At 43.8% G+C, this 19,793-nt stretch carries 21 protein-coding genes; 4 read left to right on the forward strand and 17 right to left on the reverse strand.

The genetic code is table 11. The features are described 5' to 3' along the window. Nucleotides 1-37: 37 nt before the first annotated feature. The 7 genes from F8C82_RS00005 to F8C82_RS00035 all read right to left on the reverse strand — a co-directional run bounded on the left by F8C82_RS00005 (nt 38) and on the right by F8C82_RS00035 (nt 3,452). Nucleotides 38-349 (reverse strand): hypothetical protein, encoded by a 312-nt coding sequence (locus tag F8C82_RS00005; RefSeq protein WP_151691389.1) that lies wholly within the window; start codon nt 347-349, stop codon nt 38-40. Then, the gene (locus F8C82_RS00010; protein ID WP_151691390.1) at nt 337-693 is read right to left on the reverse strand and encodes a hypothetical protein; all 357 of its coding nucleotides are present in this window, start codon (nt 691-693) and stop codon (nt 337-339) included. The genes F8C82_RS00005 and F8C82_RS00010 overlap by 13 nt, the downstream gene beginning before the upstream one ends. Then, on the reverse strand, nt 690-1,100 hold the full coding sequence (locus F8C82_RS00015) for a hypothetical protein (protein WP_151691391.1): 411 nt from the start codon (nt 1,098-1,100) through the stop codon (nt 690-692). Before F8C82_RS00015 ends, F8C82_RS00010 begins: the two co-directional genes overlap by 4 nt. Before the next feature lie 88 nt (nt 1,101-1,188). Next, a complete protein-coding gene (locus F8C82_RS00020; protein WP_151691392.1) occupies nt 1,189-1,563 on the reverse strand; it encodes a hypothetical protein in 375 nt (124 codons plus the stop codon). 11 nt (nt 1,564-1,574) lie between these two features. Continuing rightward, on the reverse strand, nt 1,575-2,492 hold the full coding sequence (locus tag F8C82_RS00025) for a hypothetical protein (protein ID WP_151691393.1): 918 nt from the start codon (nt 2,490-2,492) through the stop codon (nt 1,575-1,577). A 158-nt stretch (nt 2,493-2,650) separates the two neighbouring features. Further along, a complete protein-coding gene (locus F8C82_RS00030) occupies nt 2,651-3,007 on the reverse strand; it encodes a hypothetical protein (protein ID WP_151691394.1) in 357 nt (118 codons plus the stop codon). Nucleotides 3,008-3,215: 208 nt separating this feature from the next. Beyond that, the gene (locus F8C82_RS00035) at nt 3,216-3,452 is read right to left on the reverse strand and encodes a hypothetical protein (RefSeq protein WP_151691395.1); all 237 of its coding nucleotides are present in this window, start codon (nt 3,450-3,452) and stop codon (nt 3,216-3,218) included. 152 nt (nt 3,453-3,604) lie between these two features. Between F8C82_RS00035 and F8C82_RS00040 the strand changes: the two genes are divergently transcribed. The 4 genes from F8C82_RS00040 (at nt 3,605) to F8C82_RS00055 (ending at nt 7,495) form a co-directional block, all read left to right on the forward strand. Beyond that, nucleotides 3,605-4,240 carry a S24 family peptidase gene (locus F8C82_RS00040; RefSeq protein ID WP_151692886.1) on the forward strand — a complete coding sequence of 212 codons (636 nt, stop codon included), beginning with the start codon at nt 3,605-3,607 and terminating at the stop codon, nt 4,238-4,240. 142 nt (nt 4,241-4,382) lie between these two features. Beyond that, on the forward strand, nt 4,383-4,670 hold the full coding sequence (locus F8C82_RS00045; protein WP_151691396.1) for a Bor family protein: 288 nt from the start codon (nt 4,383-4,385) through the stop codon (nt 4,668-4,670). 681 nt (nt 4,671-5,351) lie between these two features. Beyond that, nucleotides 5,352-6,602 (forward strand): hypothetical protein, encoded by a 1,251-nt coding sequence (locus F8C82_RS00050; RefSeq protein ID WP_151691397.1) that lies wholly within the window; start codon nt 5,352-5,354, stop codon nt 6,600-6,602. Nucleotides 6,603-6,607: 5 nt separating this feature from the next. After that, nucleotides 6,608-7,495 carry a DNA adenine methylase gene (locus F8C82_RS00055; RefSeq protein ID WP_151691398.1) on the forward strand — a complete coding sequence of 296 codons (888 nt, stop codon included), beginning with the start codon at nt 6,608-6,610 and terminating at the stop codon, nt 7,493-7,495. Between the two features lie 31 nt (nt 7,496-7,526). Here F8C82_RS00055 and F8C82_RS00060 read toward each other — a convergent pair whose 3' ends face one another. The 10 genes from F8C82_RS00060 to murD form a co-directional block, all read right to left on the reverse strand. Next, entirely contained in the window at nt 7,527-8,702 is a 1,176-nt protein-coding gene (locus F8C82_RS00060) for a tyrosine-type recombinase/integrase (protein ID WP_151691399.1), read from the reverse strand. A gap of 602 nt (nt 8,703-9,304) precedes the next feature. Beyond that, nucleotides 9,305-9,718, reverse strand: a complete 414-nt coding sequence (locus F8C82_RS00065) for a hypothetical protein (RefSeq protein ID WP_151691400.1) — start codon at nt 9,716-9,718, stop codon at nt 9,305-9,307. Nucleotides 9,719-9,949: 231 nt separating this feature from the next. After that, nucleotides 9,950-10,285, reverse strand: coding sequence for a helix-turn-helix transcriptional regulator (locus F8C82_RS00070; RefSeq protein ID WP_151691401.1), 336 nt, complete (start codon nt 10,283-10,285; stop codon nt 9,950-9,952). Nucleotides 10,286-10,415: 130 nt separating this feature from the next. Further along, nucleotides 10,416-12,617, reverse strand: coding sequence for a cell division protein FtsZ (ftsZ, locus tag F8C82_RS00075; RefSeq protein ID WP_151691402.1), 2,202 nt, complete (start codon nt 12,615-12,617; stop codon nt 10,416-10,418). 63 nt (nt 12,618-12,680) lie between these two features. Further along, entirely contained in the window at nt 12,681-14,087 is a 1,407-nt protein-coding gene (gene ftsA, locus F8C82_RS00080; RefSeq protein ID WP_151691403.1) for a cell division protein FtsA, read from the reverse strand. Between the two features lie 7 nt (nt 14,088-14,094). Next, the gene (locus F8C82_RS00085; RefSeq protein ID WP_151691404.1) at nt 14,095-14,820 is read right to left on the reverse strand and encodes a cell division protein FtsQ/DivIB; all 726 of its coding nucleotides are present in this window, start codon (nt 14,818-14,820) and stop codon (nt 14,095-14,097) included. Between the two features lie 2 nt (nt 14,821-14,822). Continuing rightward, a complete protein-coding gene (murC, locus tag F8C82_RS00090; protein ID WP_151691405.1) occupies nt 14,823-16,169 on the reverse strand; it encodes a UDP-N-acetylmuramate--L-alanine ligase in 1,347 nt (448 codons plus the stop codon). Then, on the reverse strand, nt 16,166-17,263 hold the full coding sequence (gene murG / locus F8C82_RS00095; RefSeq protein WP_188477435.1) for an undecaprenyldiphospho-muramoylpentapeptide beta-N-acetylglucosaminyltransferase: 1,098 nt from the start codon (nt 17,261-17,263) through the stop codon (nt 16,166-16,168). The genes murC and murG overlap by 4 nt, the downstream gene beginning before the upstream one ends. After that, nucleotides 17,256-18,443, reverse strand: a complete 1,188-nt coding sequence (locus tag F8C82_RS00100) for an FtsW/RodA/SpoVE family cell cycle protein (RefSeq protein ID WP_151691406.1) — start codon at nt 18,441-18,443, stop codon at nt 17,256-17,258. The genes murG and F8C82_RS00100 overlap by 8 nt, the downstream gene beginning before the upstream one ends. Beyond that, the gene (gene murD, locus F8C82_RS00105) at nt 18,444-19,790 is read right to left on the reverse strand and encodes a UDP-N-acetylmuramoyl-L-alanine--D-glutamate ligase (protein ID WP_151691407.1); all 1,347 of its coding nucleotides are present in this window, start codon (nt 19,788-19,790) and stop codon (nt 18,444-18,446) included. Between the last annotated feature and the right edge of the window lie 3 nt (nt 19,791-19,793).

Here is a 19,793-nt window from a genome sequence, read left to right on the forward strand (position 1 = left end):
AGGCACTAAGCCAGTTTTAAAAAACGGCCAGGGCGCGTCAATTGACCATGGTAGGTTTAGACGACTCTATGCCCTGGACACGTTCCTCTGTGCGTGTGCGTGTTAGTCTTAGTTTCTGTTCTAGCTTTTCGTATTCGCTCTTATAGCTATTTAAGGTCTTCGTCGCGGCGTGAATACATGAAGCCAAAGTGTACATCAGAGCTTCATCATCTTCTTCAGCAGCTTGTATCCAGTCCTTTCGTAAAAGAGCTAGGCTTGTATGACCTTGTATGATTTTCAAAGCGCAAATCAGCATTGCGTGACAGGTTTCCAAGCGCTGTTTAAGGATTGTGAAGTCTAGTCTTTCCATGCTTGTTGATTTACCGAGTCTGTAGCGATGGATTTCAAAAGATGTACACGCGCTACTGGAGCTTTAATTTCATCCTCCTCTAATTCATCGAAATACTGCGTCAATTGACGTGTATCAATTCCAATTCCTTCAGCCAAGAACCTTGGGTTAGTGCCAAACTTGATCAAGTCACCTTTGTAAGATGCCCAGTATTCTTTGTTATCCCTGCGTCTTCCAATAGTGAATCGTTCAATGATTTCGAATCGATTTCCGAACTCATCGGCAATTGTCACTCCGATTGGCCGTGCTAAATCGAGCGAACGTGGTGTTATAAAACACTGTTCAACTTGAACTATTCGTCTCATCGGATCTTTGCTGAAGATGTGAAGAGCGCGAATGTGTCTGGACGTGTGTCGTCAACACAAAGAGAGGCGATGGGAATTGTCGCGGATCTCTCCGGGTTCGCCTTCAAGGCATCCAAGACTTTATTCGCTAATTCGGCGTGAGAAAAAAGCACCCCTTCTTTTAAACCGTCTTTAGATTTAGGACGTACCTGGAATCCTCCTGAATTACCAGTGATCAAATACCAGTCATTCGAGCTCGAGTCTAACGCAAAAGAAATCCTAGATCCATTGATCAATCCAAGTGTTTCTGAAGCTGCTCGGTTGAATAGTATCGCACCTTTTCTTGTGATATACACTGAAGGTTTCTGATCCTTTTGTCTTGTCCCCAACTTTGGGAGCGAAGTTTCATTGAAGATGGTTAGATCCATGATGTTTGATTTTTGGTTGTTGTTCCCCGGGCCTCTCTCTAATACCCGGGGAACGGAAGCAGATAGCTTCACTTAACCAACCTGATTGCTATTCTTGCTCTTGTAGTTCTGTTGCTTCAATCCCTAGCGTTACACTACCGTCAATTGACAGCTGTGGTGATGGGTAGATTTTATGAATGGGGATGAACTCAGCGCTATAAACACGCGATTGACTGAGTTCTTGTTGACGTCTTCCTATCTTGTATTTCCTGTGAGTGATAGTTAAGTCCTTACATCTTGGGTGCGACCGATTGATTTGCTTTAAGGACATCTCAAGAAATGTCTTAAACTCTTTCTTGGCTTTTAGGCCGATCAGTAAGGTGCCGTTGTATGCTTCTACTAGCGCTAAGAGTTCTTTTTCTGCCTTGTTTACAGGCACGCTATAGTTGTCCATGTGGAAATGGAAGTGATTTACTTTTTTCATAGTCTACTCAGTTATTTCCATTTATCGAGTCGCGTAGATTCGATTATCTTTTCGTCGCGATGGATCGTCAGCTTAAACCGCCCTACTTGTGACAGTCTTTTATCAATAAATGAGGGAGGGTATTTTCGGCCCTTCTTCTTATGATATTCGATTGATTCAATCTTGACACCTAGGACTTTTGCGGCTTTTTTCACCGCTTTATCAATCAATTGGGAGGCGTTGGTGTTTACGATAAAGGAGAAACTCGGTAATTTGAGTGAATTTAGATCTGATACATCTAACCGAGTCTCTATATCAATAGCTACTCCTATTCCGGCTTCATAAAAAGCCTCTTCGGCAGCGTTGCGGAACACTGAACTCTTTATCAAATGAGTGAGATTCGTTTCTCCTTTTTTAAGATCATTCGATAGTACAATGTCACACACTTGATACTTAACAGGTTTTCTGTGTATGTCTTGCAACTCTTCAGATGCGTTCCGCATCTCTGAATCATGCTTGACGTAGAATTCTGTTGTTGGACGATCGTCGCCAGGATAAGGGAGTAAACTCGATTCATTGAAGGATCCAACGTAAGTGAATTCATCCGGTTTTAACATGTTTAGCAAACCAAAAGCTTTAGCAAACTCCAAAACGATCAGTTGAGTTCGTCTAATTCTTTGCATTGATCCCGAGAATTCTTTGACAAAATATTCGATATAGAGGGTGTCTTTTGACGCTTTTTTATTGAGAAAAGAGAACTCATTCCACTCAGCTAATCCATGTCGCCACAACTCTTGTTGGACGACCTTGAAAATGGAGTTGAAAATGAATGTGAGTTCTTTTTTTCTATTCTTAGACTTCCCTTTAATATTCAAATAGAAAGGCACCCGATACTCAAGAATCTCTTGTCTCGGCGGGATGTAATGGGAATATGTCTCTGGAATTTTCATTTGACAATTTTTAGTGTGAATGATGTCAATCGTGAATCATTCGCTTTCTGAGCTAGCTATTACAACCACCATAAGAGCACAAACGACAGCATTGATACAGAGTGCCGCAATCAGATCAGATTCTCGTGGTGACATTCTTTTCTTCCTTTTTGATCGGTTCATGCTGCATTCCAATTTTGAGTTCTTGCGTACTCGTTGAACTTCTTTTCAAAATCTCCTCGAGTTTCTGACTTCATAAATAGATGATGCAATCGATCATACTGGTCAATTGACACTGGGACAACAAGAGAAGCTTTGAGGAAAGGGTAGTACACTAATTGCTGCAGGCCTACGCTTTGTCCGGACTTTACGATTAGTACTTTCTTCAAACATTTGAGTGCGAGAATATCTCCAGAGAGTCCTACGACAATTGCAGTTGGTGACGCTTCTAATCTTTTTAGTGCGTTAATGTGCGCATTATCAAGATTCAACCCTTTGTACTGAAGGATTCTAGATCCAAGCTTTACTGTTCTCATGAGGCTTGCTTTATTGAGTTACGTGGATCTCGTTTTGGGATAGCTAAAATGAAAGCCCGGCTCTCCAAGTCCATTTGCTCGCGTCTCGATTTCGAGCGTGGCTTAGAGCAAGGTTGCGGCGTGATTTTGCGCTCTCTCAAGGCACGCTCATAACCCTCTTGCCGGGCTTGTTCTATTAGTTCTTGTATTTGAAGCTCGAGACTCATCTTTAGTGGTCAATTGACACTGTTGATAGGTCGCATGTTACTTCTGTGGATCTCTGAAGATCAATCACAGATCCAAGTTTATCGCGAACAGTCCATTTAGCGATAAGATGTTCAGCTGCAAGGTGAGTGATAATTAAATCTGAACGATATCCAAGAGCGTAATACGCCTGGTATTGACGTCTTAGGATTTTGTTTTTGGCTTGAGCTCGTTCTGATCTCGAATTCAATACTTCTGCCATAACTTGATTTCTTACCTTGCTGAATTGTGTTCAATCGCTATCGAATTGCGGTATAACGATTGAATTTTATGAACTAACAACAAAGCGAAGTAACTCTAATTATTAGACTACTCCAAATAATAGAGTCTAAAAATTGGAGAATATTTTATAGTATGCTGAATATCAAAAGATTGAGAACTGAGAACAATCTCTCTAAAACTGACTTAGCTAAACTTGTTGGAGTGACTGTGACTACTGTTACCAACTGGGAGAATACAGAAGTGCTCCCTCCAGCTATGGAAAGGCTTCTCGAATATGAGTTTGGATTGCGTCAATTGCCGTCTGAAAAAGCGGGGTTATCGAAACCTAGCGCATATCCTGTTGATGGTAAATCTTTGCCAAAAGGTCTAAAAGCTATTCCTTTGGTGTCATCAGCTGCACTTGGTGGATCCTCTAACTTTGATTTAGCAATAGAGAGCGCTAACGTGCTTGCTGAGTATTACGCTCCAGAGTTCAGAGAAGCTGACTTTATGATGCACATCAAAGGTGATAGCATGACTCCTACTTATTACCAGGGCGACGTTATTGCCTGTAAAACACTACATGAGCCAAGCTTTATCGAGTGGAATCGCCCGCATGTTCTTGCTGTTGAGGACAGGGGGATTTTGGTGAAACGGGTTAAACCTGGATCCAATGATCGATCTTATAAATTTGTGAGCGATAATCCAGAGTATGATCCGTTTGAGGTGCCAACTACCTCGATACAAAGCATTGCTATTATCTTAGGGATGGTTCGGGTAGAGGGGTAGAGGTAGTGAAGAAACTTATCAAGCAGCAGGACACTGCATCGAATTGGGTAGAAATACGTATAAATAGTAGTAAAACTACGTACTTGACTAATCTGAGTTTTTTATTCTTTTAAGGTTTGTAAAACCACCTAAACATTTAACTATGAAGAAAATTCTTTCAATTACCCTAATCTTTGGCGCATTCTTTCTACAGAGCTGCTATTCGTATCATATGACCGTAGGTGAAGGGGCTCAGCAGAACCGTCAAAAAACTGAATGGAACCACTACGTTATATATGGATTAGCGCCTGTAGATGTTAGTGACGCAAGTGAAATGGCAAACGGTGAAGAAAACTATGAAGTCCATGTTCGACACACCTTTGTGAATGGCCTTGTTGCTGCAATAACATTTGGAATATACACTCCCACAACAACTACCGTTACCTATTGATGAAAGTTCTTAGAGTCATCTTTGGAATACTGCTAGGGCTTGTTGCTTTAGCTGTGCTTCTTCAACTTCTGAACATTTTCCTCTTCAATTGGGAAACGCCTACAAACTATGGTTTAGGATTTCTCTCTGGAAAAATCATTATTCTTGTTGTCGCTTCTTTTTTTAGCATTAAGCTCTTGAAGTTTAGGCGCATTGAACGATAGTAGGGGAGTGTTTATTGATATTCTCACATCTGTTTAACGATAGAACATTGCGATTAACGGCGTTGCTTGAATCTTAGTAATTTGATCAGAGTAGTCTTCCAGTAGCTCGGGTTGAATGTCTCTCAAGTGCGGGTTGATTGTGTCCAGGGTTGAGTACCTTGTGATGAAATGAGTTACATTTTTACCTGTTAGCTACTGGATCTACTTTTACGAGAATTTTAAAATGACGCTTGATCTAATAGCACGACTTCAGCGCCGGTAGGCCTATAGGCGCTGAGTCGTAAATTCAATTGTTAATTAGCGAGAAATACCTATAAAGAGTAGTAAAACTACGTACCTGAATATGATCTTCGCTTAATATTATTGTAGCTAAATATTACTAACCTGTACGTTATTTGAGAATACCTAGTACAGATTGATATGCTTCATGTTGAAGTATGGATAGAATCAATTTACGCTCTACACTAACAAACCTATTATGAAAGGCCAGTCAATAGAAAATATAGCTGTTAAAGACCTAGTACTTTGGACCGAAAATCCAAGAGACCCAATTGACCCAGACTCCCGTGACGAAGATATTCTCGAGAAAGCAATAATTGACGTTGACGGTCATTGGCAACTAGCCAAACTAGTTCAACAAATGGGGGACTATTACATGTTGTCTGACCTTCCTACTGTTGTTTACAAGGACGATAAACCTGTTGTTTATGATGGTAATCGAAGAATGATCTTAGCAAAGCTACGTTTAGGATACCTGAAACATGACACAATTGATACCGATGTTCTACCATTCGTTGATAGTATTATTGCATGTAATGTTTGTTCAGAAGCTGTAGCCTTGAAGAACATAGAGCAAAAACACTTGAATTCTGGCTCCTGGTCTTCTCTGCAAAGGGATTATTTCCATCATATACATTTGAACCGAGAGCGGACGACGTTTTTAAAATTTGAGCAGGCAACTAATTTGATTTCTCAACACTCAAAATCACTAGATCAAGGTTTTGTTAAAAAGGAAATTATCACAGAAAGCAAGCTAAAGCAAATCGGGTTTGAATTTGAAGGGAATCAACTAAAATCAATCCACTCTGAAGAAGAGGCGAATCAAATCTTAAATTCCTTAGTCGACTTAATTGTTTCAAAAAGAATCACGACACGCGGACCTTTAAGAGGTAAGCCCTATGACGCTTTGAGTGATGAACTTAAGGACACGATTGATAAAAATAAAGGTAAGGCCTATCAAGGTTTCAAGTACGAATCTCAACAAGGAGATGTTCACCCCCCAAAGAAACCTAGACAAACACGTAAAGTCCGATCAAAAAAGCCTACTTTTTTAGCGAATGAACTGGTTCTAGTGCCAGGAGCGCTTAACAATCTAGCTATTGACATTAAAGACCTATACGCGCATTGGTACACCAACAAAGATCAATACAGCGAAGAGTTTCCTTCAATAATTAGAATGTCACTCCGGTTGCTCTCTGAAAAATGCGCTTCAGATAATAACATGCGTCTTAACGACTTAATTAATACTCACTTTGATAACGCAAAAAAGAAGCTATCTGCCGATGAGAAAACGACACTTCATGCGCAAAGTGTAACGAAAAGTACCATTGTATCTTTGCTTCAAATTGGAGCGCATGGTGGGTCGTATACCCAAGCCAACAATATTGATCAAGCTATTGCTATCAGCTTGATTATTGGCCAAATACTAATGTTATCACACGGTAAATAGGCATTATGAATTTTCCTTCGCCACTTAGATATCCCGGTGGAAAGTATTGTATAAGAGCGTTTGTCTCATCTTTAATTGATGAGAATGATTTAACTGGAATTAGCTATGCTGAGCCTTTTGCCGGAGGAGCTGGATTGGCATTGAGCCTTCTGTACGATGAGAAGGTACAATCTATCATGCTGAACGACTTTGATCCAGCTATCTATTCCTTTTGGCGTACATCGCTATTAGACACTACAAGATTGTTAGATTGGATTGAGAATGTCGATATTAATATTGATAACTGGCAGCACTTTAAGGAAATATCTAGAAACCCCGAGAATCACTCTTATCTAGATTTAGCAAAATCAACTTTTTTCCTAAACAGGACAAATGTCTCTGGAGTCTTAAAGGGTGGTCCTATTGGAGGATTGAAACAGGATGGAAAGTATAAAATGGACGCTCGTTTCAATAAAGCCAGTCTTCAGAAGCGAATTGAAAAATTAGCATCCTATAGAGATCGTATTGAACTGTCCAACTTAGATGGTGAAGATTTCCTCTCGAAGTTAAATGAATATCGCCACTCTGTACTCATATACATAGATCCACCCTATTTTGTAAAAGGTAGTCAACTGTATCTGAATGCTTTTAAGGCTCAGGATCACCAAAGAATAGCTCGAAAGACACACCGATTGACTAAGTTTTGGTTCACTTCGTATGACTTTAATGAGAGTATAGTTGACCTCTACTCTAGCTATAACATTGTACATTATAGATTGTCTCAAAACACTTCGAATCGTATAGGAGATGAAGTTATTATCTTCGATCCCAGGTTAAAGTTTGACCGTTCGGTAAAGAATCTTAAAGCAGCTCGACTGTTGGCTAAGCAAAGCCATGTCAACTTCCACGTCTAAGAAGTTAAAGTATGTGTCGAATACCGATACGTTAAATTTGGACAATTTGATCAGAGTAGTCTTCAGGTAATTCTGCTTGGATATCTCTGAGGTATGAGTTTAGTGCGTCCAAGGTTGAATGTCCAGTTATTGGCATTAGTTTCATCTTCGCTTCATAACTGCTGGAGCTGCTTTTTCTAAGAGAGTGATAGAGATTAGTGATGTAAGTGTGTCTAAAGCTATACACTCCGTATTCTTCTCCTAGCTTAAGGCTGGACTTTACGTGTGCAAACTTCGCGGAGAACCACCTCCTTTTAGTAGCTTCCTTTGCTTCCCATCCTCCTGGTCTCTCAAATCTTGTAAAAAGGTAGTCAGAGCTGTCATATTTCTCAAGATTTAAGTTTTTCAGCCATGCAAGTAGTGGTGATACAATAATTTTCTTCTTGTCCCTTTTCGTTTTAGTGTCTAGGTACAAAATACCTTCTTGAAGATCGATGTTTCCAACCCTGATTCTCAATACTTCAATCGGTCGCATGAATTCATAAGACATGAATCGAAGGAATGATAAAAAGTATGGATCCTCTCGGTTGAGGAATTCTTGTATAGAGTCAAGTTGAGCGTTTGTGAAAGCTCGGTTCTTAACTGGATCTACTTTTAGTTTGGATATTCCGGAGGCGGGGTTGTGACTGATTATATCCTTGTCCAAAAGTGCGGTAAAGAATGAACGTGTATCACTGAGGTAATTGTTCCTGGTTTGTGCGTTCAGTCCATATTTCCTCTGTGACCATTCAAGAAAAGTATTCACATCCTGTTTGGAGAATCTATTCGGAGGCAGGTGATCTTGAAATGTCGCCTCAGTCCACTTTTGAAACTTCAATACGTGGCTACGAAAGGAATCATAAGAACTTTCCGCTAGTTGTTGTTTTTTTATCTCAAGCACATAGTTAATTGCAGATGGTACTGTATCGATAGATTGGTTACTATTATCAGCAGTTTGATATGGGTTGAATCCTTCCTGTAGAAGCTTCTCAGTAGCTCGCTTTAATGATCTCAATCTCTCAATTCGTTCTTTACGCGTCTTGAATCGATTAACATGGCCATAAATCCTGAATCGCTCCATTTTTCCGGTAACGGGATTTCTAAAGCTGTATGAGACGTACCACCGTTTTGAGATGTCTCCATCTCGATCATGGATTTTGACTTTTCCGTAGTTGTTAGGGTCAATCATAGGTGGCGCATTAAGTGGCGCACTAAAGTAGTTTACCCAATTCAATAAGTCAAATTCGCAGCGTCTGAGGGGTGTGCAGGAGGGGAGGGTGGATAGTGTTCCTTGGTTCCGGAGACCCACGTACTATCCATTGTACTATAGGGCCGATAAAACTTTGGCAAATGTAGTGATTGAAATAGGATTTGGGTAAGGCGGATGTCTGGTATTGTTGGAGTGAAGGGGATTTGTAGAATGAGATGGGGCGTGTGTCGTACAAATCCAATCCATACTATTTGCTTCCAGCTGAAAAGAGAGGGGTGTTATTGATATTACAATGTTTTATGCATGGTTCTAACATACACCCCGAAAGACCGCCAATTTTGTTACTGACAAATCGTTAACCGATGTATAATGGATGTTCCAGTACAAACCTATCCGTTCAATGACTGAATAGGGTGCTGTTTGCCTCTAAAATCAAATGATTCACTCGGTTGTCCAATTGACATCCTGAACTCTGCAGAGTAATTCCGATGTTTCTTTAGGACAGCAAGTTAGTGTGTGTAACCTCACATGCTTTGCGGTCAATCCATTTCAGAAAAGGACGAACCCCGAACTCAAAATTCTCAAGCCTCTTTCTTAGCGTCGGCCAGTTCGGCTTCGAGCGACTTGATCTTATTCTTCCATTCACTCTCTGCTTGAGAATATTTACTGCGCTCGGTTTCAATGTCGTTGTTCAGCTGCTCAATCTGTTCGTTGAGACTGCGGATATTTTCGTTTTGTTCACGAATCTGATATTCTCTATCAGCAACTTTGTGCTTTAGTTCTTCGTTCTTATCGCGCAACCCATCAATTTGTCGGCGTTCACGAAGCTGCACGATATATGAGTATCCGATAAAGATCGCTACACCTGCACCCGCGATGTAGTTCATGAGTTGAGACTGCTTACTCGAAGCCCCAGCCGTGTACACGATAACATAGCCAATAATTAACAAGGCGGCCAATGTCAGAACAAGCTGTTCAAGTCTTTTCGTTTTCATACGTCAGGGTATCAGTGTTTCACTTGTGAAGTTACTAAACTTACCACATGTGTGCTTCATGTATCTGTAAAGAAAAGTAAGGCAACCCCTGTTTTTCGCAAACCCGCCCTTGGTTTGTACTTATGAACTGAGGTGTTGCCTTACCGTGTTTGCTTCCTCAAACATCCTTCATTTAAAAAGAGCCAGGTGGATTCTCATGCGGACAAATAATGGACATTTGGGCTAGACGATTTATAGACTCCGAAGAAAAGAGTCTAGTTTCTGGTCTTCGATTCTGAGTTTCTTCCTCAATCGATATTTCGCTTTGACCACACTGGAGTAGCTGATGCATAAATGGTCTTCGAGCTCAGCGTTGTTCAATCCGTTGTGAATTTGAAGTGCCAATTCCACTTCTCTATGGCTGAGTTCTGGATAGTTGTGAAGAAGTCGCTCTGTAAAGGAGCCGCTTATGATTTTCTCTTTATGAATAATTACGATTCTCTTAGAATGTGTTTTTTGGGATTTAAAGTGAATGAGGAATAGGGCATTTACAAGCAGAGAGATCCCGAGGAGAGTGGTGCACATCATGACTTTTGAGTTTGGTTACTCTCAAGTTAGCCACAGTGAAATTGAAACTCCCGAATCTCACCCAACAAAAAATGGCCCTGATTTTCATCAGAGCCATTTTAGAGTTTGTGCTTTAGTTTTGGTATGTCGCTTAATCGACGTTGTCGTGCAAGAAGCTGTTGTTGCTTCGGAATTCAAGTCCATCGCCGTCACCGCCAATACTTGTGTTGCCAAAATGGCTCTTGTCGCTTCTTCTAGAAGCGTCTAGATCTACTCCAGCGCGCTTGTAAGCGGGTTCCTTTTCGGTTTCAATAATATTGTTCTGAAGGTTTTTAAACTTGTAGTTAAAAGCCTCTAGCCTAGACTTGCGCTCTTCGTTTCTTCTGCGCAAACTCTCTTCAATAGGACGGTCAAGTGGATCACTGTCGTCTTCTAAGTGCGCAGCAGCAGGCTTAGCCTGGCGAACTTCAAACTGTAAATCAGCATCTTCTTCAACTTTCGGCGCTTCTTTCTTTACTTCGGGCTTTTTCATGCCCAAACGTTCTTCCAATTCGCGCAAATCGTCTAAGGTGTGAACCACGCGCTGTGAACCACTGCTCTTCATTTCAGGTTCCTTCTGAACCGGTTCTTCAGCCTTTGCAGATGGTTGCTCTTCATCTTCAAGCTGAAAGCGAACCTCTTCGTACGACTCCATTTCTACTTCCTGTTCAGCTTCGGCAACAGGCTCTTCGGTCTGTGTTTCTGCTGCGGTTTCAATTGGTGATTCTACATCCCATTCGATGCTGTTGTCACTGTTCGATGAATCCAATGTGAAGGCTTCGTCTATGGAGAATTCAAATACGTCCATTTCCACTTCGGCCTCAGGTTCTTCGGCGGTTTCAGCTACAGGTTCTTCAACGTGTTCGTCCTCAATCACAAAGTCTTCCACATCGTCTGTAATGTCGAATTCGCCCAAATCGAAAACAACGCGCTCGTCGGCAGTGCTAGCTTCGGGTTGTGGTGTTTCAATCCTGTCCTCCGGAGTTTCTACACTCGACTCACGAACGGTGTTTTCCAACGGTTCGTTAGCCGCTGCTTCGATTTCGGCTTTGTGAATATCTGGAGTGATGATCTCTTCGTGTACATCTTCACCAATCACCTCAGGCACTTTTTCGCTTTCTACGATAGGTGCTTCGGTTGCAGGGGTAGATGCGTCAGGAGTAGGCTCGTCGAAGTCGAAAAGACCTCGTTGAACAATGGCAGGTTTTTTCGGCTCTTCAGGGGCTGCCTCCATTGGTTTTTTTGGCGCAGCAGTAAGAGGTTGATCGGTAGCAGATGCGCGATCATCCAAGTTGTGAACCACGCGTTCTGGTGCTTTAGTAAACGGCTGAACCGTTGCCTGTGCCGAGAAACCTGTGGCAATAATGGTCACGCTAACGGCGTCTTGGAGATTTTCATCTTCCCCAATACCCATAATGATATTGGCATCGCCACCTGCTTCGGATTGGATGTAGTCGTTGACTTCACCAATCTCATCGAAAGTGATTTCATGTTGATCAGAGCCGCATACAATAAGTAGCAATACGTTCTTGGCGCCTACAATGTGGTTGTCGTTCAATAACGGTGAATCCAATGCACCTCGAATGGCATCCATTGCACGATTCTGTCCGGAGGCAACGGCAGAACCCATAATGGCAGTTCCTGAATTCGCCAATACGGTTTTGGCGTCTTTTAAGTCGATGTTTGCAGTGTAGTGATGCGTGATCACTTCGGCAATGCCTTTAGCTGCGGTAGCTAAGACTTCATCTGCCTTTGCGAAGCCTGCCTTAAATCCAAGGTTTCCGTATACTTCGCGCAGTTTGTTGTTGTTGATGACAATGAGTGAATCCAAGTGTTGCTTGAATTTCTCAATTCCATCTTTGGCTTGTTGAAGGCGAATTTTACCTTCAAAGGCGAACGGAATGGTTACAATCCCCACGGTAAGGATGCCGAGTTCTTGCGCCGCACGGGCAATGATTGGAGCGGCACCTGTTCCGGTACCTCCACCCATTCCGGCCGTAATGAAGAGCATCTTGGTATTGGTCCCCAATACGTCTTTAATCTCCTCCACAGTTTCTAACGCAGCGCGTTCACCCACTTCCGGGTTCGCACCTGCACCAAGTCCTTCAGTAAGGTTAGCGCCAAGTTGAATTTTGTTTTCAACCGGACTGTGGTCTAGGGCCTGAGCGTCGGTGTTGCAGACTACGAAGTCTACCCCGTTAATGCCCAAACGCTTCATGTGGTTGACTGCGTTGCTACCGCCACCTCCAACACCAATGACCTTAATTACTGATGATCTGTTCTTCGGTAAATCGAAATTCAAACCTTCTTCCATCACTTTTTCTTACTCTGTTGCCTCTTATTCCTGTAGTACTCTTCTATTTTGTCTTCGCAGCAATCAAACATCGTTGTCTAAAAACTGCTTAAACTTCTCAACCCACGATTCGAAAACGCCCTTTCTAGGTTTTGCAGGGGTAGTTGGGGCTTCTTCTGCCTCGTTGGTAGTTTCTGTGGTCTCTTCGTCTTCTTCTGTGTTTTCAGCTTCTTCAGCGGCTTCAATGATAGCCTGGTCTCTCGCTGCTTCCACTGCGGCTTTAATGGCTTCTGGATCTGCTCCAGGCTCCATGGCCATGATGTCGATTTCACTCGAGGTGAGTCCCTTCATCAATAGACCAATACCCGTGGCGTACTGAGGGCTACTCAGTTCTTCATCGCCACCGCTTGCTAGGTGTTCATTTGGGAAGCCAATACGAGTATCCATTCCCGTAATGTATTCCACAAGTTGTTTTACGTGGCGAAGCTGGGAGCCTCCTCCAGTAAGGACAATCCCCGCAATAAGTTTCTTGCGTTGCTCGTCGTAGCCGTAATTCTTGATCTCTTGGAACACACTTTCAATAATCTCCACACAGCGAGCATGGATGATTTTTGAAAGCATCTTAAGAGAGATCTCTTTCGGTTCTCTTCCACGCAATCCCGGTATGGAAACAATTTCGTTTTCCTTGTTTTCCCCGGGCCAAGCTGATCCGAACTTGATCTTCAGCAATTCAGCTTGCTTTTCTATAATGCTACATCCCTCTTTGATGTCGCTGGTGATGATATTGCCACCATAAGGAATTACGGCGGTGTGGCGAATGATTCCATCTTTGAAAATGGCGATGTCGGTTGTGCCGCCACCAATATCCACCAAAACAACACCTGCTTCTTTTTCTTCCTGACTCAACACGGCCTCTGCTGATGCAAGGGGCTCTAGTGTGATGTTTGCCAATTCTAAGCCTGTGTTCTTCACACAGCGGCCAATGTTTTTAATGGAAGAGATTTGTCCAACCACAATGTGGAAGTTGGCCTCCAATCTCCCTCCATACATACCACGTGGTTCGTTGATTTCAGGCTGACCATCTACTTTGTATTCCTGAGGAAGTACATGGATGATTTCTTCACCTGGCATCATTACCAGTTTGTGGACGTTCTCGATGAGGCGGTCGATGTCGTAGTTTTCAATTACACTTTCGGCATCCTCACGAGTGATGTAGTCGCTGTGTTGAAGGCTGCGGATATGTTGACCCGCAATGCCTACAACCACGCTGCGAATCTTCAATCCTGAAGATTCTTCAGCCATGGCAACAGCTTTTTCTATTGATTCAATAGTTTGGACAATGTTGGTAACCACGCCGCGCTGAACACCTAAGCTCTTTGCTTTGCCGATGCCCAGCACCTCAATCTTGCCGTGCTCGTTCATCTGACCGACCACCACAACGATCTTGGTTGTACCAATATCCAATCCTACTGCTATGCGTTTCCCTTCCATGATCTGGTCAATACTTCGTGCTTACTACTTGCTTATCGAATCGCACGTCGATCGTGCGTACAGAATCCATCTGACCTTCACGCGTCAGATAGCTGTAGAACACGTCGAGTTTTTTCATCTTATCCTCAAATGCGTCGAGTTCACCCCAGGTGATGGAGTGGCGACCCATTCTCGGGTATACGGTATACTTTCCTGCTGAATCTCGAGAGATGGCCTCAAGGTTGTCTCCCAGCCAAGGAGAGTCGTCGAGCAGCTGGAGGAAGTGGTATGCTTCCCGCCATTGACTGCTGTCGATGTGCCCGGTTATCATGGGTACGTTGGCTGAGTGGTTTCTACTTCTTGGGATCGGCTTTCCGTATTTGTTCATATACACATCTTCACCATGGGCTCTAACTCGAGCAATTGCTACATGTTGAATGACATCTACGGAAACACGACCGTCTAAGGTGTAATATACCTCTGCCTCATCGATAAGCGGGTGATTCTCAATGCTTTCTTCTAACAATGCAGTGTTAATTAAATGAAGAGGGGTGTTGATGATGCTATCAACCTGATTATCAATGATGTCAGTTATGTTTTTCTCGGATATAAAGAGTTGATCAACCGGTTGTTCAAGGTTGATTTCCAGACTAGAAGCGCGTTGGTTCTCGGCTTCGTTTGCCGAAAATCCAAGCACACCCAAGTACAACGCGATACCTGCGAGCCATGAAAGTGCTTTTATGATGCGCTTCATTTTCACGATTGAAGGGTGTTGACTAAGGGTTCTACAAGTCTGTCAATATCTCCAGCTCCAAGGATGAGAAGGAGCTCTGGATTGAGGCCGCGAATGTCGTCAATGACTTCGTCCTTGGAAAGGACTTTTGCACCTTCTACACTGCACTTTTTCAACAGGGCAGAACTGGTGATTCCCGGGATGGCTTCTTCTCGAGCTGGATAGATGTCCAGCAGTCTCAATTGATCAGCCGAACTCAATACTTCTCCAAATTCTACCATAAAGTCGCGCGTTCTGCTAAACAGGTGAGGCTGAAAGAGAACGGTTAGTTTTTTGTCGGGATAAAGCTCACGAACTCCAGAGATGATGGCCTTCAATTCCTGTGGGTGATGGGCGTAATCATCGATAATAACATGATCGTCTTCGCGCAGTACGAAGTCGAATCTGCGCTTCACTCCCTTGAAGGTTTCAATGCCTGAAGCGATATCCTTCACTCGAGCTCCCGCCAAATAGGCTAAGGCTGCAGCGGCTACCGCATTTTCAATATTGTGTCGACCAGGTAATCCGGCCTTTACGTCTTTGAGTGTGGTGTGAGGGAAGATCAAGTCGAAGACGAACCAGCCGTTCTCAACCCGAATGTTTTTTGCGCTATAATCAGCTTCAACTTCAACACCGTAACTCGGACCCTCCAATGGGAGTCCAGCTTTGTGAATTACAATGCCCGATTCGGATGCCTGCTTGGCAAAGTCCTTATACGTGGCTACCATTTCTTCGGCATTGCCGTAAATGTCCATGTGATCTGGATCCATGGAAGTGATGGCAGTGAAGCTAGGGTGTAGGGACATAAAGGAACGATCGTATTCGTCCGCTTCTACCACCACTTCTTGGGCTCGACCTATTACGAGGTTGCTGCCAAAATTATTGGCAATTCCTCCGAGGAAGGCGCTCGCATTGATGCCGGCATGGTGCAGTAAATGTGCAGCCATACTGGATGTGGTGGTTTTTCCATGGGTGCCTGCAACCGCAACACCTTTTCCGCTGTTTACGATCTCACCAAGTACGGCGGCTCTTTTGCGCATTTCGAACTTGTTCTCAGCGAAGTACTTGAACAAGTTGGTGTTCTTAGGAACAGCCGGAGTGTAAACAACAAGCGTTTTTTCAATATCTCTATAGTCGCTGTGCAAGTGATTCCACTGATCGTCGAACGTGACGTTGATTCCCTCTTCTGCCAAACGGCGAATGAGAGGGGAGTCGGTTTTGTCGTAACCAGCCACCTGCTTGCCCTTGGCATGAAAATACCGCGCAAGAGCACTCACACCGATGCCACCGATGCCTAGAAAGAAGATATGGCTGTACGAATTAGCGTTCACTTGATGAGTGGTTCAATGAGTTTCACAATGCGTTGCGTAGCGTCTGGTATAGCGAGTTTGAGCAAGGCTTCTGACAATGATTTTCTCCTGGGTTCATCCTGGAGAAGTCGCTCGAGGTCAGCTTCCAATCGACTGTCTATTTCACTTTCGCGAATGAGCAATGCCGCTTTCTTTTCTACCAATGCTAATGCGTTCTTGGTTTGGTGATCTTCGGCAACATTAGGAGATGGAATGAGGATGGTTGGCTTACCAATGATGGCTAGCTCCGATATGGTTCCCGCACCTGCTCTCGATAGGATGATATCGGCACAAGCGTATGCCTTATTCATGTCGGAAATGAACGCATGCAAGAATACACCAGGATGATTGCCGAGCTTGGTTTCCAAGGCCTCATAGTAAAGCTTCCCACATTGCCATAGAATCTGGACATCCTTCTCCTTCGCCCAATCTATGAGGCTTTCTATGGCTTCATTAATTCTTCGAGCCCCTAGAGATCCGCCTAAAACGAGAAGGGTAGGCTTGTTGAGATCGAGGCCAAATTCCCTTTTCGATTCTTCCGCAGAAGTGTTGCTGTTGAGAATTGCTGGTCGAACGGGGTTTCCTGTGAGGTGTACTTTCTCTTTAGGGAAGAATTGGTGCATACCTTCATAGGCAACACAAATCGCCTTGGCTTTAGCGCCTAATCGTTTGTTCGTGATGCCAGCGTAGCTATTCTGCTCTTGAATCACGGTTGGGATTCCCATAAGCTGTGCAACGTACAAGAGTGGGCCACTCGCAAATCCACCAGTGCCAATCACTACGTCAGGCTGGAAACTCTTAAGGATCTTGCGACAATGCGCAATGCTTCGAATGAGCTTAACAGGAAATTTCAAGTTGGCTGCCATGCTCTGGCGGTTGAGGCCAACAATGGGCAACCCGTGAATCGTATATCCCTCACGAGGAATTCGCTCCATTTCCATACGACCTTGAGCGCCTACAAATTCAATTTCGCAATTGGGGTAGGTTGCTTTTAGTTCGTTGGCAATGGCCAATGCTGGAAAAATATGTCCTCCAGTTCCGCCGCCACTTACCATAAATTTCTTCACGTTAGGCATAAGCGTCTGCTGGTATATTGTCGTTGTACATTTTAGTTTCGTCTACAATCTCTGCAGATGGGGTCAATCCTCTTGCAACACTCTGAACCATTCCCAAGGCAATGCATGTCATCCAAAGGGATGAACCGCCAGAGGAAATGAGGGGGAGAGGTTGTCCGGTTACAGGAAGTAGGTTTACGGCTACTCCCATGTTGATAAAGGCTTGGAAGATGATTCCTGTTCCAATACCAAATGCTAGAAGTCGTCCGAATTTATCTTCGGCTTTCATGCTAATTCGAATGATTCGGAAGAAGAGCCAGACATACCCCATCGAGATGAGGAAGCCGCCAATAAGTCCGAATTCTTCGTTCACAATGGCGTAGATGAAGTCGCTTTCGCTTTGTGACAAGAAGTTCTTTTGTCCGCTTTTACCAGGGCCTTGTCCAACAATTCCACCGCGTGCAATGGCCATTTTCGCGTGTTCCACTTGGTAGTTGGCTTCTTCGTCGCCCGACCAGAAACTGGATAGACGAGTAACCGCAGTGTCAAGTCGGTTGCTGATGCCTGGGAATGCTGTCACCGTTAGAATGAACAAGCCGAGTGAGGCCACTCCAATCATGAAGATGTTTAGAATGTACTTAAGCGGGAAGCCGCCTACAAAGAGTACAATCATGGACAGGGTGAAGATGATGGCCGCTGTTGAAACGTTGGCGGGAAAAATCAACCCACAGATAATACCAATGGGTAGAAGTCCCTTGAGCCAGGTGTCTCTAAAACTCTTGAAATTGTCGCCGTACTTCGCCATGAATCTGGCGAGGTAGGTGATAAGCACAATGGAAGCCAGGGCAGAAGGTTGGAACGTAACATTAACGATAGGAATACGTACCCATCTGCTGGCGTTAGCTACTTCGTGTCCGTTTACAAGAGTGAAGAGGAGGAGTCCGGCAATAAGCGGGAAAATCAACAAGCTCAACGGTGCAAAATATCGGTATTGAACCCGGTGTACCAAATACATCAAAGCAATGCCCAGCCCCATGTGAACAGCGTGCTTCACGAGCATACTTATCACGTTTCCATCGCCGTACCGAAACGCGAGATTGCTACTCGCGCTATACACTGGCATAAACGAGAAAAGGGCAAGGAGGAATACGATCACCCAAGTAGTGCGATCTCCTTCAAAGTATTTGAGTACTCTATTCATTTACAGATTTCGAACTTCTTCTTTAAACTGTCTACCGCGGTCTTCGTAATTTTCAAAGAGGTCAAAGCTTGCACAGGCTGGAGAGAGCAATACGGCATCTCCTTTTGTTGCTAGTTTGTACGCTGCAGTTACCGCTTCTTTCATGCTGTGTGCGTCCGTGATGGTTTCCACTACGCCTTCAAATTCAGTGTGAATCTTGCTCACGTCTTTACCAAGGCAAACAATGGCTTTTACTTTCTGACCGACCATTGGAATCAGCTGCTCGTAGTCATTTCCTTTGTCCACACCACCAACAATCCAAACCAAGTTTTTCTTCATGCTTTCTAGTGCGTAGAAGGTGGAGTTTACGTTGGTAGCTTTAGAGTCGTTGATGAATTCAACCCCGTGGATTTCCATTACGGGCTCCAAGCGGTGTTCTAGTGCGTCAAAATCCGAAAGGCTTTCGCGAATTGTCTCCTTGCGGATGTTCAACAATCGACTGGCCATGCCGGCTGCCATGCTGTTGTACGCGTTGTGTTTTCCTTGCAGGGCTAGGTCTTCAATGTTCATTGGGTCTTCGTCTATCGTTAATGTAATGTGTTGCTGTTCTTCGTTCCAGTAGGCGCCGTCGTCTACTTTGTGGTTGTAGCTGAATGCGTGGGCATTCGACTTAATTTTTTTACGGGCAAAGGCCTTGAGAGTTTCAGGGTCGTCTGCACAGTAAATGAAATGGTCTGTTTTCTCTTGTTTCTGAATGATTCTAAACTTGGAATCGACATAATTCTCAAGTTTGTAGTCGTATCGATCCAAATGATCGGGTGTGATGTTTGTAAGGATGGCGATGTACGGTGCGAAATACACACAGTCATCCAATTGGAAACTGCTGATTTCGAGCACGTAGATTTCCTTCGGATCTTCTGCTACCATCTTGGCAAAGCTGTTTCCGATGTTGCCGCCCAATCCCACATTCAAACCAGCCTTTTTGTAAATGTGGTAGATGAGGCTTGCTGTTGTGGTCTTTCCGTTGGATCCGGTCACAGCAACAATGGTGGCGTCGGTGTTTCGATACGCAAATTCGATCTCTGAAATGACCTCAATTCTGCGTTGACGAATGGCTTTGATGATGGCTGCTTTTTCGGGGATGCCCGGACTTTTAATTACGAGTTTCGACTTGAGGATTCTCGCTTTGTCATGACCGTTTTCTTCGTATTCAATACCAGCCGCATCCAACTCCGCTTTGAAGGAGTCTTTGATCGGGCCGCCATCGCTCACGAAGACTTGGTGACCTAGCTTTACGGCTAGGATAGCTGCGCCAACCCCGCTTTCGCCGGCTCCGAGTACAGTGATATTTAGGGACTTTTTGCCCACTTT

The sequence above is a fragment of the Phaeocystidibacter marisrubri genome (genome assembly GCF_008933165.1).
Classification (GTDB): Bacteria; Bacteroidota; Bacteroidia; order Flavobacteriales; family Schleiferiaceae; genus Phaeocystidibacter; species Phaeocystidibacter marisrubri.

Coding starts and splice junctions, on each gene's coding strand:
- murG (WP_188477435.1), bottom strand. CDS start 17,263: ATGCCTAACGTGAAGAAATTTATGGTAAGTGGCGGCGGAACTGGAGGA.
- F8C82_RS00060 (WP_151691399.1), bottom strand. CDS start 8,702: ATGATTGACCCTAACAACTACGGAAAAGTCAAAATCCATGATCGAGAT.
- F8C82_RS00010 (WP_151691390.1), bottom strand. CDS start 693: ATGAGACGAATAGTTCAAGTTGAACAGTGTTTTATAACACCACGTTCG.
- F8C82_RS00020 (WP_151691392.1), bottom strand. CDS start 1,563: ATGAAAAAAGTAAATCACTTCCATTTCCACATGGACAACTATAGCGTG.
- ftsA (WP_151691403.1), bottom strand. CDS start 14,087: ATGGAAGGGAAACGCATAGCAGTAGGATTGGATATTGGTACAACCAAG.
- F8C82_RS00035 (WP_151691395.1), bottom strand. CDS start 3,452: ATGGCAGAAGTATTGAATTCGAGATCAGAACGAGCTCAAGCCAAAAAC.
- F8C82_RS00005 (WP_151691389.1), bottom strand. CDS start 349: ATGGAAAGACTAGACTTCACAATCCTTAAACAGCGCTTGGAAACCTGT.
- F8C82_RS00015 (WP_151691391.1), bottom strand. CDS start 1,100: ATGGATCTAACCATCTTCAATGAAACTTCGCTCCCAAAGTTGGGGACA.
- F8C82_RS00045 (WP_151691396.1), top strand. CDS start 4,383: ATGAAGAAAATTCTTTCAATTACCCTAATCTTTGGCGCATTCTTTCTA.
- F8C82_RS00085 (WP_151691404.1), bottom strand. CDS start 14,820: ATGAAGCGCATCATAAAAGCACTTTCATGGCTCGCAGGTATCGCGTTG.
- F8C82_RS00100 (WP_151691406.1), bottom strand. CDS start 18,443: ATGAATAGAGTACTCAAATACTTTGAAGGAGATCGCACTACTTGGGTG.
- ftsZ (WP_151691402.1), bottom strand. CDS start 12,617: ATGGAAGAAGGTTTGAATTTCGATTTACCGAAGAACAGATCATCAGTA.
- F8C82_RS00055 (WP_151691398.1), top strand. CDS start 6,608: ATGAATTTTCCTTCGCCACTTAGATATCCCGGTGGAAAGTATTGTATA.
- F8C82_RS00050 (WP_151691397.1), top strand. CDS start 5,352: ATGAAAGGCCAGTCAATAGAAAATATAGCTGTTAAAGACCTAGTACTT.
- F8C82_RS00030 (WP_151691394.1), bottom strand. CDS start 3,007: ATGAGAACAGTAAAGCTTGGATCTAGAATCCTTCAGTACAAAGGGTTG.
- F8C82_RS00070 (WP_151691401.1), bottom strand. CDS start 10,285: ATGATGTGCACCACTCTCCTCGGGATCTCTCTGCTTGTAAATGCCCTA.
- F8C82_RS00065 (WP_151691400.1), bottom strand. CDS start 9,718: ATGAAAACGAAAAGACTTGAACAGCTTGTTCTGACATTGGCCGCCTTG.
- F8C82_RS00025 (WP_151691393.1), bottom strand. CDS start 2,492: ATGAAAATTCCAGAGACATATTCCCATTACATCCCGCCGAGACAAGAG.
- F8C82_RS00040 (WP_151692886.1), top strand. CDS start 3,605: ATGCTGAATATCAAAAGATTGAGAACTGAGAACAATCTCTCTAAAACT.